General features: G+C 62.2%; 13 protein-coding genes and 1 pseudogene. 5 read left to right on the top strand and 9 right to left on the bottom strand.

The window, feature by feature from the left end; translation table 11 throughout:
- Nucleotides 1–445: 445 nt before the first annotated feature.
- Both K0F88_RS18420 and K0F88_RS18415 read right to left on the bottom strand, forming a co-directional pair.
- Entirely contained in the window at nt 446–1,366 is a 921-nt protein-coding gene (locus K0F88_RS18420) for a LysR family transcriptional regulator (RefSeq protein ID WP_094471694.1), read from the bottom strand.
- Between the two features lie 34 nt (nt 1,367–1,400).
- The gene (locus K0F88_RS18415; protein WP_219096007.1) at nt 1,401–2,387 is read right to left on the bottom strand and encodes an MBL fold metallo-hydrolase; all 987 of its coding nucleotides are present in this window, start codon (nt 2,385–2,387) and stop codon (nt 1,401–1,403) included.
- Nucleotides 2,388–2,595: 208 nt separating this feature from the next.
- Here K0F88_RS18415 and K0F88_RS18410 point away from each other — a divergent pair, with 208 nt between their 5' ends.
- Nucleotides 2,596–3,036 (top strand): helix-turn-helix domain-containing protein, encoded by a 441-nt coding sequence (locus K0F88_RS18410; protein ID WP_094471693.1) that lies wholly within the window; start codon nt 2,596–2,598, stop codon nt 3,034–3,036.
- A gap of 89 nt (nt 3,037–3,125) precedes the next feature.
- On the opposite strand, the gene K0F88_RS18405 is transcribed toward K0F88_RS18410, so the two are convergent.
- The 3 genes from K0F88_RS18405 to K0F88_RS18395 form a co-directional block, all read right to left on the bottom strand.
- On the bottom strand, nt 3,126–4,568 hold the full coding sequence (locus K0F88_RS18405) for a catalase (RefSeq protein ID WP_219096006.1): 1,443 nt from the start codon (nt 4,566–4,568) through the stop codon (nt 3,126–3,128).
- 75 nt (nt 4,569–4,643) lie between these two features.
- Entirely contained in the window at nt 4,644–5,468 is an 825-nt protein-coding gene (locus tag K0F88_RS18400) for an alpha/beta fold hydrolase (RefSeq protein WP_094471692.1), read from the bottom strand.
- 32 nt (nt 5,469–5,500) lie between these two features.
- On the bottom strand, nt 5,501–6,076 hold the full coding sequence (locus K0F88_RS18395; protein WP_094471691.1) for a flavodoxin family protein: 576 nt from the start codon (nt 6,074–6,076) through the stop codon (nt 5,501–5,503).
- Nucleotides 6,077–6,506: 430 nt separating this feature from the next.
- On the opposite strand from K0F88_RS18395, the gene K0F88_RS18390 reads away from it, so the two are divergent.
- Entirely contained in the window at nt 6,507–9,359 is a 2,853-nt protein-coding gene (locus K0F88_RS18390) for a winged helix-turn-helix domain-containing protein (protein WP_094471690.1), read from the top strand.
- On the opposite strand, the gene K0F88_RS18385 is transcribed toward K0F88_RS18390, so the two are convergent.
- Together K0F88_RS18385 and K0F88_RS18380 are read right to left on the bottom strand one after the other, a co-directional pair.
- The gene (locus K0F88_RS18385; protein WP_094471689.1) at nt 9,324–10,808 is read right to left on the bottom strand and encodes a winged helix-turn-helix domain-containing protein; all 1,485 of its coding nucleotides are present in this window, start codon (nt 10,806–10,808) and stop codon (nt 9,324–9,326) included. The genes K0F88_RS18390 and K0F88_RS18385 overlap by 36 nt on opposite strands.
- A 184-nt stretch (nt 10,809–10,992) precedes the next feature.
- Nucleotides 10,993–11,942: pseudogene (locus K0F88_RS18380) on the bottom strand (GlxA family transcriptional regulator).
- A 254-nt stretch (nt 11,943–12,196) separates the two neighbouring features.
- Between K0F88_RS18380 and K0F88_RS18375 the strand changes: the two are divergent.
- Nucleotides 12,197–12,919, top strand: coding sequence for a pirin family protein (locus tag K0F88_RS18375; RefSeq protein ID WP_219096005.1), 723 nt, complete (start codon nt 12,197–12,199; stop codon nt 12,917–12,919).
- A gap of 118 nt (nt 12,920–13,037) precedes the next feature.
- Here the strand turns inward: K0F88_RS18375 and K0F88_RS18370 are convergent, their stop codons facing one another.
- On the bottom strand, nt 13,038–13,913 hold the full coding sequence (locus K0F88_RS18370) for a LysR family transcriptional regulator (protein ID WP_094471686.1): 876 nt from the start codon (nt 13,911–13,913) through the stop codon (nt 13,038–13,040).
- 115 nt (nt 13,914–14,028) lie between these two features.
- Between K0F88_RS18370 and K0F88_RS18365 the strand changes: the two genes are divergently transcribed.
- Nucleotides 14,029–15,246, top strand: coding sequence for a YbfB/YjiJ family MFS transporter (locus K0F88_RS18365; RefSeq protein WP_094471685.1), 1,218 nt, complete (start codon nt 14,029–14,031; stop codon nt 15,244–15,246).
- 138 nt (nt 15,247–15,384) lie between these two features.
- Nucleotides 15,385–16,383 (top strand): NAD(P)H-quinone oxidoreductase, encoded by a 999-nt coding sequence (locus K0F88_RS18360; protein ID WP_219096004.1) that lies wholly within the window; start codon nt 15,385–15,387, stop codon nt 16,381–16,383.
- On the opposite strand, the gene deoC is transcribed toward K0F88_RS18360, so the two are convergent.
- Entirely contained in the window at nt 16,384–17,067 is a 684-nt protein-coding gene (gene deoC / locus K0F88_RS18355; protein ID WP_094471683.1) for a deoxyribose-phosphate aldolase, read from the bottom strand. It abuts the gene before it with no gap.
- Between the last annotated feature and the right edge of the window lie 37 nt (nt 17,068–17,104).

Below are 17,104 nucleotides of genomic sequence, written 5' to 3'. Positions count from 1 at the left end.
AGCAAAATATTGGTCGGCTGTCAGGCCGCCATCGCTGGCAGGCCAGCTCCTACAAGGGTTCGGAGTACACCGCTTCGCTCTTCACCACTCATCAGGCCGAGCGTTAGCTCGCCTGCAGCTCTTGATCTTGATCTACCCGCCCCTTCGGGAGGCCGAGTGGAGGCGTTCATCTGGGGGGTGGGCGCGTAGCGCCGTGCGGCGAAGCCGCACACATCGAGAGGAGGTCGAAGCGAAGCCGACCGGAGGCGATGCCCCCAGATGAATGCCGGAGCGAGGGTACGCCGAGCCTAGGCGAGGGGCCGGACGTTGGGGCGAAGACCTTTGCTTCCTTTGGGGCGTTTGCCAAAGGGAGTCGCCGTAAGGGCGAAACCATAAGCAGCCGTTACCGCAGAAATGGATATGTACACAACCGCCAAGAACCTGGTCGGCCCGAAGGCCGCCACGTTCAAGCAGAAACCGGCAAAGGCCTCGACATGAACTCACTGATCCGCGACCGCAACCACCGCTCCGCCGGATCATTGTCATGCACCCCGCTCCAGGCCATCGACAACTGCGCCGCATCAATGGGAAACGGCGGATCCTCCGCCCGCAACGCACACCCCTCAACCAACGCACACGCAGCATAATCCGGCACAGTCGCAATCATTTCAGTGCCGGCCAGCAACGCCCGCAACCCACTGAACTGCGGCACGCCCAATACCACCCGACGGCTGCGGCCAACCTTGGCCAGATCCAGATCGATATTGCCGCTCAAATCACCCGAGAACGACACCATGGCATGCGGTCGTTCGCAGTATTCGTCGAGCGTCAGCGTCCCCGGTCGCTTGTCCCCGCGCAGCACTTTGCAGGGGATGTCCCGCAACTTTTTGCACTTGGCATTCGCCGGTAAATCCGTGGTGTAACTCACCCCCACGGAAATTTCTCCCGACGCCAACAATGCCGGCATCAGCAAATAGTTGGCGCGACGCACCACCACGACGATCCCCGGCGCCTCTTCCTGCAATTGCCGCAACAACGGCGGAAACAAACCGAACTCGGCATCGTCCGACAGCCCGATGCGGAACACATCGCTGCTGGTCGTCGGATCGAATTCCTTGGCCCGGCTGACCGCCCCGGAAATCACATCCATCGCTGGCTGCAACTCCTTGAGAATTGCCAGCGCCCGCGCCGTCGGCTCCATGCCGCGGCCATTGCGCAGCAACAACGGATCGTCGAACAGATCCCGTAACCGCCCCAGCGCCGCACTCACCGCCGGTTGCCCCATGAACAGTTTTTCAGCCACACGGGTCAGGTTCTTTTCGAACATCAACGCTTCGAAAATCACCAGCAGGTTCATGTCGACGCGACGCAGATCGTTACGGTTCATAGGCACGGTTTCCTTGTGTGTTCAGCCGGGGACTTTACTCGATCAGCGGTACTTTGGCCGCACGTTTATAAGGCCCGTATTCGACCGGCACCCACTGGAAGTGCTTGCCCTCTGCTGCGATGTGGCCGATGCCCGGGAATGGCAAGTGCGCCGCCGTCACCCAGGTCTTGCTCGCCGCCGCATCAGCAAACACTTTGGCGCGGCTCTTGATCGCCTGCTGGCTGTTGACGTCAAAGCCGATCGACACTTCCGGGTGTTCGAACTGCACGGCGAGGTTATGCACCAGATCGCCCATGAACAGAATGCTTTGCCCCTGTGAGGTGAAGCGGTACGTGGTGCTGCCCGGCGTGTGCCCGGTTTCCAGCTCGGCATCGACCACCCCCGGCACGGGAGACTGCCTGGCAGCGAAGGTTTTGAAACGGCCTTCGGCCACATACGGCGCAGTGGAGTCCTGGGCAATTTTGAAATACGGCCTGGCACCCTCGGGTGCCTTGGCCAGGGCTTGTGGATCAAGCCAGTAATCGGCCTCTGCCTTCGCCGCAAAGACCGTGGCGTTGGCGAAAACCGGCTTTTGCTGGCCGTCGACCAGCCCGCAGACGTGGTCCAGGTGCAGGTGCGTCAACAGGATCGTGTCGACTTGGGCGGGCTCATAACCGGCGGCTTTCATGTTGTCCGAGAGCATACCCGCCGTTTCGCCGATGCACTGGCCAGCGCCGGTATCCACCAGGATCAGTTGCTTGCCGGTGTTGATCAGAAACGCGTTGAACGCGGTCTGCACGCCTGGTGTTTCAATCGAACGACGGGCCAGCAGCGCGCGGATCTGACTCTGGGTCAGGCCCTTGAGCAGTTTGGGCGACAGGTCGTTGTAGCCATCGAACAACGCCGTCACCTCAAAGTCGCCCACCGCCAGGCGGAAGTAGCCCGGCACTTGTGTGCCGACCTGCGCCGGTGCCTGCGCCAAGGCAATCCCGGACGCCAGCGCAACCGCGAGCCCCAGCGCGCAAACCAGAGAATGTTTCATGCCTTCACCCTTGATCGAGTCAGAAAAGCGGCGATGTGAACGCCGTCGGATGAGGGCGATTTTGCACGGATCGTGCCTGTGGAAATTGCAGCAATGTGCTGAGTTAGCGCCGTTGTCACCTCCTGTAAACCGACGGAATTAACAACGTTTAACTCGCCTGCCAGAGCCCCGCGCCCAAGAATGAAGCTCACCGACACGGACATTTGTCATGGCCTATTCTCAGCAAAACGTCGCCCGCGCGACTGTCACTGAAACGCGCAAGAAAACCACCGGCGGCCTGACCCCGTGGCGCGAAAGCCTGGTCAAGCAACTGATCCTCGAACGCCTTGGTGAAACCGTTGAAGTGACCGAACTGGCCCGCGCCTGCGCCCTGTCGCGCAGTCATTTCTCCCGCGCGTTCAAGTGCAGCACCGGGCTCTCGCCGCAAGACTGGATTCGCCATCAACGGATCGCCCGGGCCAAGCAGTTGATCCAGAGCACCGACCTGACACTGACGCAAATCAGCCTCGAATGCGGCTTTTGCGATCAGGCGCATTTCTGCCACATCTTCACCCGCAGCGAAGGCATCAATCCGTTTGCGTGGCGTTGCCGTGCTGTACGCGCCCTGCCCCAACGCCCGCCCTACTCCGCTCAAACTCACGCGCAATAAATCCCGCATTGTGGCGAGGGGGCTTGCCCCCTCGCCACAACGCAGGCTCGACAGCGGCTACAGAGCATTGCGCCGCTAAGCGGGTTGCGTCAGCCCAACGGGGTCAGGCGCTCCAACGCCTCGGCCACGCCAAACCCATACGCCGGATCAGCCTTGGTGCAGTTGTCGATATGACGCTGACGAATCGCCTGCGGCACGCCGTTCATGGCCCGTGCGGTGTTGTCGAACAGCAGCTGTTTGCGCACCGGGTCGAGCAAGCGGAACAGGTTGCCCGGCTGCTCGTAATGGTCTTCTTCCAACCGATGATCATAGTGCTGCGCGAAGCCTTCCAGCGGCAGCGGCGGCTCGGCCAGTTCCGGTGAATCCTGCCACTCGCCCAAGCTGTTCGGGAAGTAACTGGCGGTGCCGCCGAGGTTGCCGTCGGTGCGCATGGCGCCGTCGCGGTGGTAGCTGTGGGCCGGGCAGCGCGGTGCGTTGACCGGGATGTGATTGAAGTTCACGCCCAGGCGATAGCGCTGGGCATCGCCATAGGAAAACAGCCGCGCCTGAAGCATGCGGTCCGGCGAGAAGCTCACGCCCGGCACCACGTTGGCCGGCGAGAACGCCGCTTGTTCGATTTCGGCGAAGTGGTTCTCGGCGTTGCGGTTGAGCTCCATGATGCCCACTTCGATCAGCGGAAATTCGCCGTGCGGCCAGACTTTGGTCAGGTCGAACGGGTTATGCCGATACGTGTTGGCCTGCGCCTCCTCCATCACCTGGATGCACAGTTTCCAGCGCGGAAAATTGCCCTGCTCGATGACTTCGTAGAGGTCGCGCAAATTGCTTTCGCGGTCCTTGCCGACCACCGCTTCGGCCTCGGCGTCCGAGAGGTTTTCGATGCCTTGCTGGCAGACAAAGTGAAACTTCACCCACACCCGCTGGTTGTCACGGTTGATCAGGCTGAAGGTGTGGCTGCCGAAGCCGTGCATGTGACGAAAACTCGTGGGAATCCCGCGATCGCTCATGACGATGGTCACCTGGTGCAACGCCTCGGGCAGCAGGGTCCAGAAGTCCCAGTTGCTGGTGGCATTGCGCAAGCCGGTGCGCGGGTCGCGCTTGACCACGTGGTTGAGGTCGGAGAAACGCAGCGGGTCGCGAAAGAAAAACACCGGCGTGTTGTTGCCGACAATGTCCCAGTTCCCTTCGTCGGTGTAGAACTTCACCGCGAAGCCCCGGATGTCGCGCTCGGCATCCGCTGCGCCGCGTTCGCCGGCCACCGAGGAAAAGCGCACGAACAACGGCGTTTCCTTGCCCACTAAGCTGAAGATGTTGGCTTTGGTGTAACGAGTAATGTCATTGGTGACGGTGAACGTGCCGTAGGCGCCCGCGCCCTTGGCGTGCATGCGGCGCTCGGGGATCAGTTCGCGGTCGAAATGGGCGAGTTTTTCCAGCAGCCAGATGTCTTGCAAGAGCGCCGGTCCACGAGGGCCGGCGGTCTGGATATTGAGGTTATCGACCACCGGCGCGCCGGTGGCGTTTGTGAGCTTTTTCATGAACGTGATCTCGATGGTTGTCTGCTCTCATCAGGAGCGAAAACCGGCGCGGATCTACGCCCGCGCCGGGGCACATCAACCCTTGAGAAACGCCAGCAGATCAGCGTTGAGCTGATCCTTGTGGGTATCAGTCAAGCCGTGAGGGGCGCCGGGGTAGATCTTCAGCGTAGAACCTTTCACCAGTTTTGCCGAGGCGATGCCTGCCGCTTCGAACGGCACCACCTGGTCCGCGTCGCCGTGCACCACCAGCGTCGGGATGTCGAACTTCTTCAGGTCTTCGGTGAAGTCGGTTTCCGAGAACGCCTTGATGCAGTCATAGGCGTTCTTGTGGCCGGCTAGCATGCCTTGCATCCAGAACCAGTCGATCATGCCCTGGGACGGTTTGGCGCCTGGTTTGTTGAAGCCGAAGAACGGCCCGCTGGCGAGGTCGATGTACAGTTGCGAACGGTCGGCCAGGGACGCCTGACGAATGCCGTCGAACACTTCGATCGGCAGGCCACCGGGGTTGGCTTCGGTCTTGAGCATCAGCGGTGGCACCGCGGAAATCAGCCCGGCCTTGGCCACGCGAGCGGTGCCGTGGCGACCGATGTAGCGCGCCACTTCGCCACCGCCGGTGGAGAAGCCGAACAGCACGGCGTCTTTGAGGTCGAGCAACTCGATCAACTGCGCCAGGTCATCGGCGTAGGTGTCCATGTCGTTGCCGCTCCACGGCTGGCTGGAGCGGCCATGACCACGGCGGTCGTGGGCGATCACCCGGTAGCCTTTGGAGGCCAGGAAGATCATCTGCGATTCCCAGCTGTCGGCGTTCAACGGCCAGCCGTGGCTGAAGACGATGGGTTGGCCGGTGCCCCAGTCCTTGTAGTAGATCTCGGTGCCGTCTCGGGTCGTGAACGTACTCATGCGATGTCTCCTTTGCGAGTGTTGGGGGTGTATCAAAGCGGTGAAGGGTTCATTCGTTCAGCCAGCCGCGCCACCCGCTCGCCCAGGTGCGCGGCGGTGCAGCGATCTTCGGCAGGTGGGGCGAGGTCCGGGGTCTGTTCGACATTCGACTGGGCCATGGCGCCGAGCGAGCTGCCGAGGCGATTCATTTGCCCGTCGAAGGCGCCGGTGCTGGAGCGCGCCGGCAGCAGGTCGAGGCCGACCCAGATCATCGAATGCTGCGCGGCGAACACCGCCATCTGCAGCAAGGTGTTGAGTTTGTCGCCGCACAGGCAGCCGGAATTGGTGAAGCCGGCGGCGAGTTTGTCGCGCCACGGCTGGGCGAGGTAGAACGCCGCCGTGGACTCCATGAAGCCTTTGAACGGTGCCGACGCGCTGCCCATATAGGTCGGCGCGCCGAAGATGATGGCGTCGGCGCTGTGCAACCGGTCCCAGTGCTGGTCCACTTCATCGACTGGAAGCAGCAGGCAGGTGCTGCCCACGTGCCGTTCCACACCTTGGGCCACGGCTTCGGCCATGACCCGGGTGTGCCCGTAGCCACTGTGATAGACCACCACCACGTTGCTCATTGCGGTGTCCTCATGACAAGTTAATCCCTTTGCAACAAGCCCCCATACCCGCCAGCCCTGCAAAGCTCCCTGTGGGAGCGAGCTTGCTCGCGATGACGGCGGCACATTCAATATCGATGCAAGCTGACCCGCCGCCTTCGCGAGCGGGCTCGCGCCTACAAGACCAGCGGGTGTTGAAGCAGCAGAGTTTTGGGCGTAGACCAGACGCAGGACGAGTTAAACGTTGTTAATTTTCATTGGCGCGCCAAAAGCCTGAACACCTGCTTTGCTACGGTTGTACCCAATAAACAGGGCACCCGCCCGTGGCGCCGGGTACGGGCAGTCGCCGCGAACACCCGACAGTCACTCGAACCCTCGTTGCGTTGCCGGAAAAACCTGACGAATATGCTCGAAAACCGCGTACCAGACGGCTGCAAGCAGGAGCGACACGTTGACCCTTTCCCCCGAGCAGGCCATCCATTTCGGCCCCTACCGGATCTATCCCGGACAACGCCTGGTGCTGGAGGCCGACCAGCCCCTGCGCCTGGGCCGGCGCGCCATGGATATTCTGCTGATCCTGCTGGAGCACGCCCCAAACGTGGTCAGCAAACAGCAACTGATCGCCGGGGTCTGGCCCAAAAGCGTCGTCGAAGACATCAACCTGCGCGTGCACATGGCGGCGCTGCGCAAAGCCCTTGGCGACGGCCAGGCCGGCCAGCGCTATATCGTCACCGTCGCCCAGCGCGGCTACAGTTTTGTCGCGCCATTCTCCCTCGAACCCATCGAGCAACACCCCGGGAGCGAAAGCCTCGAGCCGAACGCCCATAACCTGCCGATCCGCCAGACACGCATGATCGGCCGTCAATCGCTGGTCGAAAACCTCGTCACGCAGCTGTCACGCCAGCGCTTCATCACCCTCGTCGGCCCCGGTGGCATCGGCAAGACCACCGTGGCACTGCGCGTCGCCGAACTGTTGATCGGTCGCTATCGGGACGGCATTCGCCTGCTGGACCTGGCGCCGATCAACGACCCGTCGCTGATCACCGCGCATCTGGCGACGCTGCTGGATTTGTCCCTGCACGACGCCGAACCGATGAGCAGCCTTGCCGCGTTCCTGCGCGAGCGGCGGATGCTGCTGGTGATTGACAACTGCGAGCACCTGATCGACGCCGTCGCGCTGCTCTGCGAAAGCATCCTGCGCGCCGCACCGCACGTGCACATCCTGGCCACCAGCCGCGAAAGCCTGCGGGCCGAAGGTGAGTTCGTCCAGCGTCTGGAATCGCTTGATTGCCCACCACCCATCGCGGTGCTGGACCGCGCTCAAGCGCTGACCTTTTCTGCGCTGCAACTGTTCGTCGAGCGAGCCATGGCCAGCCATGACAGTTTCGAGCTCAGCGACCACGAGCTGCCGCTATTGATTGAAATCTGCCACCGTCTGGACGGCATTCCGCTGGCCATTGAACTGGCGGCGGCGCAAGTCGGCCACTTTGGCCTGAGCGGTTTGCTGACCCAGCTGCAAGGCAGTTTTCGCCTGCTCACCCAGGGCTGTCCGTCGGCACTGGGCCGGCACCAGACCCTGCGTGCCACGCTCGACTGGAGTTTCGAACTGCTGAACGCCTGCGAGCAAACCTGCCTGCGCCGCTTGGGCGTGTTCAGGGGCGGTTTTACGCTGGAGTCGGCCGCGGCGGTGATCGTCGGCGAACACATCGAGCCCGGCGAGGTGTTCGGCTCGATCACGCAACTGGTGGCCAAGTCGTTGTTGAACGTGGAAGTGGGCGACGAAGAAGTGTTCTACCGATTGCTCGACACCACCCGCAGCTACGCCCTGGAAAAACTCGACCAGACCGCGGATCTGCCGGACACGCGAAAACGCCACGCTGAACGTTGCCTGGCCTTGATGCATCAGGCTCAAACTGACTGGGAGCTGATTTCCACCGGCCTGTGGATCGAGCGATACGCCCGCAGTCTGGATGACATTCGTTCGGCCCTCGACTGGGGCTTTAACGCCCAAGGTCCGCAGGCATTGGCGATCCGTTTGACCGCGACGTCGACGGCCCTCTGGCAGGAATTGTCGCTGCTCAAGGAACATGGGGTTTACGTGCGCAAAGCGCTGGCCTTGCTTGAGGCGGCCCCCGCGCCCTGCCCTCACCTGCAAATGGCCCTCAAGCTCGCCCTCGGCAGTTCCTGCTACCACACCCAGGGCGGCACGGCCGAAACCATCGCCGCGTTCGTCAGCGCCAGAGCCCTGGCCAGGCACAACAACGACGTGGCCGGTCAACTGCGGGCGGTGTCGGGGCACATGGCGGTTAACCTCAGTTGCGGCCATTACCAAATGGCGCTGGAGCAGAGCCAGCTGTTCGACCGCCTGGGCGCACAGGGTGACCCCGTGCTGTCGCTGAGCACGCACCGCTTGCGCGTCCTGGCCCTGCACTTTGCCGGCAATCAGCAGCTGGCCCGGGTGAATGCCGAACAGGTCATCCAGCGCATGGCCCACAGCGGACACCTCAACCGTTTCACCCACGGTTTCGGCGTGCAATACGATCAGAGCGTGGCCGCCCTGACGATTCTGGCGCGCATCCTCTGGCTGCAAGGTCAACCGGAACAAGCCTGGCGCACCGCCCGTCAGGCACTGGACATCGCGCTCCAGATCAACCACGGCACCTCCATTTGCTACACCCTGGCGCTGGCCGGCTGCCTGATCGCCCACTACAACGGCGACAGTAAAACCGCTCGCGAACTTTTACGGCTGCTGCTGGAGCAGGCGCAGAAACATTCGGTGCTGCTGTTTTATTCGTGGGCGCAACACTATGCGCAGGTGATTGACCAGGCTGAAGCACCGTCAACGCCACCATCGGGCGCCGGGCTGATCAAGGAAATCATGGTCACGCTGGACACCGCGTTCGTCGATGAAACCTTGTTGCAACGGGCCGATACGGGGGCGGCGGGATGGAGCACGGCGGAGATATTGCGGGCCAGGGCTGATGCATTGCTGGCTGAGGAATATCCACCAGAGGTGGATTGTTTGAGCGGACGCTATCGCGAGCAAGCTCACTCCAACACAAGCGCGGTGGCGGAAGAGGTATTGGTTCGGGCGTTGAACGTGGCCAGGCATCAGGGCGCCCTGGCCTGGGAACTGCGCAGCGCCACCTCACTGGCGCAACTGTGGCAGCGCCAGGGTTTGTACCGGCAAGCCCACGAACTGCTGGCGCCGATCTACAACCGGTTCACCGAAGGCTTTGCCACGCCGGACCTGAGCAAAGTCCGGCGGCTACTCGACGAGCTCCATGGGCAACTGCACGCCTGAGATCCAGCGCGCACGGCTGATGTAATGCGAGTAGCGCCGCTCGAACGTGCGCAGGTGGCCGCTGTGCTCGAGTTTCTCCAGGGCATAGGTGCGCGTGGTGTTGAGCAAGCGATAACGCGTCGTGCCGTTGACCTGATCCATCGAGAGCAACGACTTGGCGGCCAGCCGCTGCACCAGTGCCGCCAGTTGATTGGGCTTGAGCACCTCGCAACTGCTCACGCCAATCGCCGCGTCGAGGGTGAAGGACATCTTGAACACCGAGAGGCGCTGCAACACGGTTTGCTCCAACGGGCTCAGCCGTTCATAGCTCCAGTCCAGCGCGGCCTTGAGGGTCTGATGCCGGGGGACGGCCGTGCGCCGACCCTGGGTCAGCAACTGAAAACAGTTATCCAGTTGAGCCTGCAAACCGACCAGCGCTAGCGCGTCGATCTGCGCCGCTGCCAGTTCAATGGCCAGCGGCAAACCGTCGAGCCGCCGACAGATTTCACGCACCGCCTTCAGATCCTGTTCGCGCAGGGCAAACCCTTGTTGAAGGGCTCGGGCGCGACTGACGAACAACTGCACCGCCGAGTAGCCCATGGCCTCGGCCACGCTGTGCAACGCCGACGCGGGCGGCACCGCCAGGGACGGCAAGCGCTGAATCGTTTCCCCCGTCGCCATGAGCGGTTCACGACTGGTGACGAGGATCGACAGCCGAGGCGCCGACGCCAGCAAATCGTCGACCAATGTCCGGCAGCGTTCCAATAGGTGTTCGCAGTTGTCGAGCACCCACAACATATGCCGATTCGCCAACACGTCCAGGGTCGTGCTGACTTCCAGTTCCAGGGTTTGAGTCAGATGGTCGACCACTTGCGCGGGGTCATCGAGCGCCGCGAAATCCACCAGCCACACGCCATCTTCATAGTGCTGCAACAGCAGTTCGGCCACGCGCAGCGCCACGGTGGTTTTGCCGATGCCGCCGGGACCGACCAGGGTCATGAAACGCCGCACCGGCAACTGCCGGACCAGACTGCCGACTATCGAATCCCGGCCAGTGACAGGCGTGAGCCGTGCCGGCAAATTGTGTTGATGTTTTTGTGCAGTCTCAAGCGAGACCAAAGTACCCGCAGGCACCCGCTCCACCGGGGCAATAAAGCTGTAGCCGCGCTGGGGAATGTTGACGATGTAGCGCTGGCCATCCTGCCCGTCGCCCAGGGCCCGACGCAGCGCCGCAATGTGCACGCGCAGGTTGATTTCTTCGACCACGGACGTCGGCCAGACGTGGGCAATCAACTCGTCCTTACTGACCACATGGCCGGCGCGCTCGACCAGCACCTGGAGGATATCCAGTGCCCGACCGCCCATGCGCAGCGGCCGATCACCGTCCAGGATCAGCCGTTGCCGCTGGTGAAAGGCGTAGGGGCCGAACCGCAGCACCGTATCGCTGTTTAAATCTCTGAGGCTGTTCATGCACGTTTGCGTGCTGAAACCTGGCCCGGCTCACAGTGCAGAAATATCCGTCGCACCCACCTTCCAGGCTCCCGCACCTCCATTGCAAAGAGTTCACCGCTATCTTGGCAGGCCTCCGTGACGGTACAACTGCCATGGGGGGAGCGTCACGGCCATTGCGGTGCGCACAACGGCCAAGAACGCTCTAGCTGAACTGTTCGCGGTATTGCGTCGGGGTCAGACCGAGCTTTTCAGCGAACAGAAAGCGCATGTGCCGCACGCTGCCAAAGCCACTTTTGAAGGCCACGGTCTTGAGTGGCAGATCGCTGGTTTCCAGCAGATTCCTCGCGCAATCGATGCGCGCACTTTGCAGAAACTCCATGGGCGTCATGTTCACGTCCCGGGCGAACATCCGGGCGAAGTGCCGCGTGCTCATGTTCGCCAGGCTGGCCATGCGTTCGATGCTGAAGGCTTCGTCGAGGTGTTCGAGCACATGGTTCTGCACGCGGGTGATCGGTGTTTCATGCGGCGCGACAGTGGCCATCAACGGACTGAACTGCGCTTGCCCACCCTGGCGCTTCATGACCACCAGCAACACCTTGGCCACGTCCTGTGCGACTTTCTTGCCGTGGTCTTCGGCGACCACCGACAGGGCCAGGTCGATGCCGGCGGTGACGCCGCCGGAGGTGATGAGGTTGCGGTCTTGCACGTAAATCTGATCGGTCTCCACCGTCGCCTTGGGGAAACCTTTGATCAGTCGCTCGGTGTAATGCCAGTGCGTGGTGACGCGATAGCCGTCCAGCAGACCGGCATGCCCCAACACGAACGCACCGGTGCAGATCGAGCCGTAGCGCCCGGCGCGATCGACGGCGTCTTTGAGCCAGCACAGCAACGGCGGATGTTTTTCGTTGTACGCGCCCGGGCCGCCCGGCACCAGCAGCAGGTCATAGGCTTGATCGGCCTGATCGATGTGCAGATCGGTCTGCACGCTGACGCCATTGGAAGCGCGTAGCGCGCCATGTTCTGTTCCGAGGGTCGACAGCTCATAACGGTCATCCGCTGCCAGGTATCGATTGGCGATGGAAAACACTCCATCGGCCCGGCCATGTCGAGCAGCAGAAAGTCCGGGAACAACACCATAGCCACGGTTTTCATGGGTTCACAATCACTGAATTAAAAAATAATACTGGCTGAACACCGATCCCACAGGGGTTTCGTGTTCGGCATTAGGTGCTGTGCATTATGGCCAATGTACGGCGCCAGCGTCGGAGGAAATACCTCATTGCCAGTTCATCACTGTCAACCTGAACGCGACAGTATTTCAATTTACATCTACTTATTGCACCAGCCAGTAACCATTAACCTTCTCCTCACTCGGACGAATCAACGTCCCCACAGGAGATTTCATCATGCTGACCCTTCGCAAAGCCTCGGATCGCGGCGCCGCCAATCACGGTTGGTTGAAGTCGTTCCATACCTTTTCCTTCGCCAATTACCGCAACCCGAAAGAGCAGGGTTTTTCCGACCTGCTGGTGATCAACGATGACCGTGTGGCGGCCGGTAAAGGCTTCGGCCAGCACCCGCACCGCGACATGGAGATTTTCTCCTATGTCCTCGAAGGTGCGCTGGAACACAAGGACACCCTGGGCACCGGTTCGGTGATCCGCCCCGGCGACGTGCAATTGATGAGCGCCGGCAGCGGCGTGGCCCACAGCGAGTACAACCATTCGGCCACGCGGCCGGTGCACTTCCTGCAAATCTGGATCGTGCCGGACGTCAGCGGCGCCAAACCGCGTTATCAGCAAGAGCACTTCAGCACCCAGAAAAAACGCGGGCGCCTGCAACTGATCATCTCCCCCGACGGGGCCAAGGGTTCGCTGAAGGTGCGTCAGGATGCACGGGTGTATGCCGCGCTGATCGACGGCAAGGAAAGCGCCACGCTGGAACTGGCCGCCAACCGCTACGCCTATGTCCACGTGGCCCGTGGCAGCGTCGAACTCAACGGTATGCAGCTGCAAGAAGGTGATGGCGTGCGGGTTCGTGATGAACAGGTGCTGACGTTGAGCAACGGCGTGGATGCGGAAGTGCTGGTGTTTGACCTGCGCCCGCAGGAACTGCCGGAAATGCCATGACCGTGACTGACCTGAGGGCCTTTGCCCTCAGGGTTTTACCAACCGATCACAACCCCTGTGGCGAGGGAGCTTGCTCCCTCGCCACAGGGGTTGTGTTGGTTCTTCGACTCGCGGCGACTTATTCGCCGGTACCGGAAAACACCGCGACAATTTCATCGATGACCGCCCGAACCCTGGCGGTATGCCGCAAGTCCGCGTGGGTCACCAGCCAGACGTCATAGGGCACCGGTCGCGTGCGCTCCGGCCACAGCCTGACCAGCCCGTCCCTCTCCCCCATGTACACCGGAATTTCCCCGACCCCGAGCCCCGCCGCGATGGATCGGCGCACCAGCAGACTGGAACTCAGACTGGCCACAATCCGCCCGCGCCCCAGCGGTTCCGAGACCAGGGTCATGTCTTTGTTGCCTTGCAGATACGGCTGATACACCACCAGGTCATGCCCCTCGAACGCCGAGCCCGGCGCTGGCACGCCATGGGCATCCACGTAATCCTGCGAAGCAAACAAGCCCACCGGCCAACGTGCGATGCGACGGGCGATCAGGTCCGGGTTGTCCGGCCGGGTGTTGCGCACGGCGATGTCGGCTTCGCGTTTCGCCAGGCTGAGAATCTGCGTGGAAGCGTCCAGTTGCACGCGCACGTCGGGGTGCTGTTCATGCAAGTGGGCTATGGCCGGGATCAGAAAATCGATGGCCAGGGAATCGGTGGTGCTGACCCGCACCAGCCCGGTCAGTCGATCGTCGAGCCCTTGAATCCGGCGCTCCAGTTCCAACGCTGAATGCTCCATTTTTTCCACGGCCGTCAGCGCCGCCTCCCCCAGCGCTGTCAGCGCATAGCCTTCAGAGGTGCGCAGAAACAGCGTTGCACTCAATGACTTCTCCAGCGCCGCGATCCGTCGGCCGACCGTGGCCTGATCAACCCCCAGCACCCGCGCCGCGCCCCGGAGCGTCGACGCTCGGCACACCGCCAGAAACACCCGTGCGTCATCCCAATTCATACGGCTCTCTCGTTGACGCAGATTTGCATCACCATAGCGCAAACTCGCTGCGTTATTACATCAACCGATCGGGATAGTCTGGAGGCCAGCGTAAAACCTTCTCAGGACCTTTCCCATGCACAGCACATCGACCACCCCGCGCAGCGCGATCTGGCTGCCGATTTTCGCCGGCCTCAGCGCCAGCCTGGTCAGCATCGGCCTGGCGCGGTTTGCCTACACGCCGCTGATTCCCTCATTGATCCAGGCGCACTGGTTTTCCGCCAGCGACGTGGTGTACCTCGGCGCCGCCAACCTCGTCGGTTACCTGATCGGTGCGCTGATCGGCCGGCCACTGGCCAACCGCACGTCGAACAAAACGGCGTTGCGCCTGATGATGCTGGCCGTGACCTTGTCGTTTTTCGCCTGTGGTTTTCCGTTGTCGGTGAGCTGGTTCTTCGGCTGGCGCCTGCTGTCGGGGGTTGCCGGTGGCGCGATCATGGTGCTGGTGGCCGCGACGGTATTGCCCCATGTGCCGGCGTCCCGCCGAGGTCTGGCCAGCGGTGCGATTTTCCTCGGCATCGGCCTGGGCATCGCCGGCTCTGGGACGATTGTGCCGCCGCTGCTGAGCCTTGGCTTGCAGCAAACCTGGTTTGGCCTGGGTCTTCTGTCACTGCTTCTGACGGCCACGAGTTGGTTCGGCTGGCCGAAAGAGGCGCATCATCAAGCCGTTGCAGTGTCGACCGAGAAAACCACCACGCCAACCGACCCAGGGGTTTACCTGTTGTTCGCCCAATACGCCTTCATGGCCGCCGGGCTGGTGCCGGCCATGGTGTTCCTGGTGGATTACGTGGCCCGCGGTCTCGGCGCCGGGCCGCACATCGGCGCGCTGATCTGGGTGATGTACGGACTGGGCGCGATCATCGGGCCGGTGAGTTACGGTTTTCTGGCCGATCAACTCGGTGCGAAATTGAGCATCCGGCTGGTGCTGGTGGTGCAGGCAATTGCCGTCGGCCTGCTGTCGATTTCCAGCTCGTTCACGGCGCTGGCCGTGCTGGCCGTGATCCTCGGTTCGTTCCCGCCGGGCATCGTTCCACTGGCGCTGGCGCGGGTGCACGAACTGCTGCCGAACCATCACCAGCAGCAGATTGCCTGGAGCCGCGCGACGGTGTCGTTTGCCACCTTCCAGGCGATTGCAGGGTTTGCGTATTCGGCACTGTTCAATGCCAGCGGCGGTCAGCATGGGTTGTTGTTTGTGATTGCAGCGGGCGCGATTGTGGTTGCGCTGTTGCTGGAACAGGCCATGCGTTTGCTGAACAGACCCCCTGTGGGAGCGAGCTTGCTCGCGAAGACTTAAGCAGATTCAACATCAATGTGGCTGACACGACGCTATCGCGAGCAAGCTCGCTCCCACAGGGGATTGGTGGTTTGGACTGAATCATTTGTACATTCAAACGATCCCATTTACAGACGACGTTCCCGACAGGACTACGACATGACTTTGCCCCACACCATGACCCTGATTGAAATCACCGAGCCCGGTGGTCCCGAGGTGTTGAAGCCGCGCCAGGAACCGGTGCCCACGGCCGGCGCAGGCGAAGTGCTGATCCGTGTGCACGCCGCCGGGGTCAACCGTCCCGATGTGATTCAACGCGCTGGCAAGTACCCGATGAAACCCGGCATGAGCCCGATTCCCGGGCTGGAAGTGGCCGGTGAAGTGGTGGCCGTGGGCACCGGCGTCAGCGAATTCATTGTCGGCGACAACGTCTGTGCGCTGACCAATGGCGGCGGTTATGCGCAGTATTGCGTCGCACCGGCCAGCCAGACGCTGCCGATTCCAGAAGGCATGGATTGGGTGCATGCAGCGGCCGTCCCGGAAACCTTCTTCACGGTGTGGGCCAATCTGTTCGACATGGGTGGCGCCAGCAAAGGCCAGCGCGCGTTGATTCACGGCGGCACCAGCGGCATCGGCACCACTGCGTTGTTGCTCTGCCGCGAGTTCGGCGTCAAGGCCTTCGCCACGGCAGGCAGTGAGGAGAAGTGCGCGGCGATTCGCAAACTCGGCGCCGAGGCGATCAACTACCGCGACCAGGATTTCGTCCAGGTCATTGCGGAAAAAACCGCCGGCAAAGGCGTCAACGTGATCCTCGACATCATGGGCGGCTCGTACCTGAATCAGAACATCGCGGCACTGGGCATGGAAGGTCGCTTGGTGATGCTCGGCTTCCTCGGCGGTGCCCGTGCCAACGATGTCGACCTGATGGCGATCATGGGCAAGCGCGCGACGATCACCGGCTCGCTGATGCGCTCGCGCACCCGTGAAGAAAAAGCCTCGATCGCCGAACAACTGCGCGAATACGTGTGGCCGGTACTCGCCGCCGGGCGTTGCCTGCCGATGATCGACAAGGTTTACCCGTACACCGAGGCCGCGCAGGCCCATGCGCGGATGGAAGCCGGCGATCACATCGGCAAGATTGTGTTGCAGGTGGACTGATCAGTAACCCTCGCCGGCCGCCAATGCGCCGCCGATGATCGCGATGCCCGAGCTGGTGCCCAGTCGCGTGGCGCCGGCTTCGATCATCGCCAGTGCGGTCGGGTAATCACGCACGCCACCAGAGGCCTTGACGCCGATGTCGGGGCCGACGGTGCGACGCATCAGCGCAACGTCTTCCACGGTGGCGCCGCTGCGGCTGAAACCGGTCGAAGTCTTGACGAACGCGACCTTCAGTTCACGACAGATCTCGCAAGCCTTGACCTTTTCTGCATCGGTGAGCAGGCAGTTTTCCAGGATGACTTTCAGCGGCACCTTGCCGCACGCCTGCAACACCTGGGCGATGTCGTCGCGCACCTGATCGAACAAACCGTCCTTCAGCCAGCCGATGTTCAACACCATGTCCACTTCCCCGGCACCGGCGGCAATCGCCCGCTCGGCCTCGAAAGCCTTGGTGTCGCTCAGGCCGGCGCCCAGCGGGAAGCCGACCACCGCGCAGATATTCACGCGTTGCCCCTCAAGGCACTGAGCCGCATGAGGGACTTGGCCCGAATTCACGCACACCGAATAGAAGCCGTGCTCTGCGGCTTCGCGGCACAACGTGGCGATTTGCTCGCGGGAAGCATCGGGCGCCAGCAACGTATGATCGATGTACTGCGCCAGCGCTTGGGGTTCGAGGTGTGCCATCGCGAAAACTCCTGTTTGTATATTCAAATGCCCCTGC

It is taken from the genome of Pseudomonas sp. UMAB-40 (assembly GCF_900095275.1).
Classification (GTDB): domain Bacteria; phylum Pseudomonadota; class Gammaproteobacteria; order Pseudomonadales; family Pseudomonadaceae; genus Aquipseudomonas; species Aquipseudomonas mandelii_B.
The sequence above is the reverse complement of the archived record's forward strand: the minus strand, read 5'-3'. Positions and strand labels throughout refer to the sequence as shown.

Bases quoted from the DNA above. Each gene is read 5' to 3' on its own strand.
- K0F88_RS18420 (WP_094471694.1), bottom strand. From the start codon at position 1,366: ATGAACCGTAACGATCTGCGTCGCGTCGACATGAACCTGCTGGTGATT.
- K0F88_RS18415 (WP_219096007.1), bottom strand. From the start codon at position 2,387: ATGAAACATTCTCTGGTTTGCGCGCTGGGGCTCGCGGTTGCGCTGGCG.
- K0F88_RS18410 (WP_094471693.1), top strand. From the start codon at position 2,596: ATGGCCTATTCTCAGCAAAACGTCGCCCGCGCGACTGTCACTGAAACG.
- K0F88_RS18405 (WP_219096006.1), bottom strand. From the start codon at position 4,568: ATGAAAAAGCTCACAAACGCCACCGGCGCGCCGGTGGTCGATAACCTC.
- K0F88_RS18400 (WP_094471692.1), bottom strand. From the start codon at position 5,468: ATGAGTACGTTCACGACCCGAGACGGCACCGAGATCTACTACAAGGAC.
- K0F88_RS18395 (WP_094471691.1), bottom strand. From the start codon at position 6,076: ATGAGCAACGTGGTGGTGGTCTATCACAGTGGCTACGGGCACACCCGG.
- K0F88_RS18385 (WP_094471689.1), bottom strand. From the start codon at position 10,808: ATGAACAGCCTCAGAGATTTAAACAGCGATACGGTGCTGCGGTTCGGC.
- K0F88_RS18375 (WP_219096005.1), top strand. From the start codon at position 12,197: ATGCTGACCCTTCGCAAAGCCTCGGATCGCGGCGCCGCCAATCACGGT.
- K0F88_RS18370 (WP_094471686.1), bottom strand. From the start codon at position 13,913: ATGAATTGGGATGACGCACGGGTGTTTCTGGCGGTGTGCCGAGCGTCG.
- K0F88_RS18365 (WP_094471685.1), top strand. From the start codon at position 14,029: ATGCACAGCACATCGACCACCCCGCGCAGCGCGATCTGGCTGCCGATT.
- K0F88_RS18360 (WP_219096004.1), top strand. From the start codon at position 15,385: ATGACTTTGCCCCACACCATGACCCTGATTGAAATCACCGAGCCCGGT.
- deoC (WP_094471683.1), bottom strand. From the start codon at position 17,067: ATGGCACACCTCGAACCCCAAGCGCTGGCGCAGTACATCGATCATACG.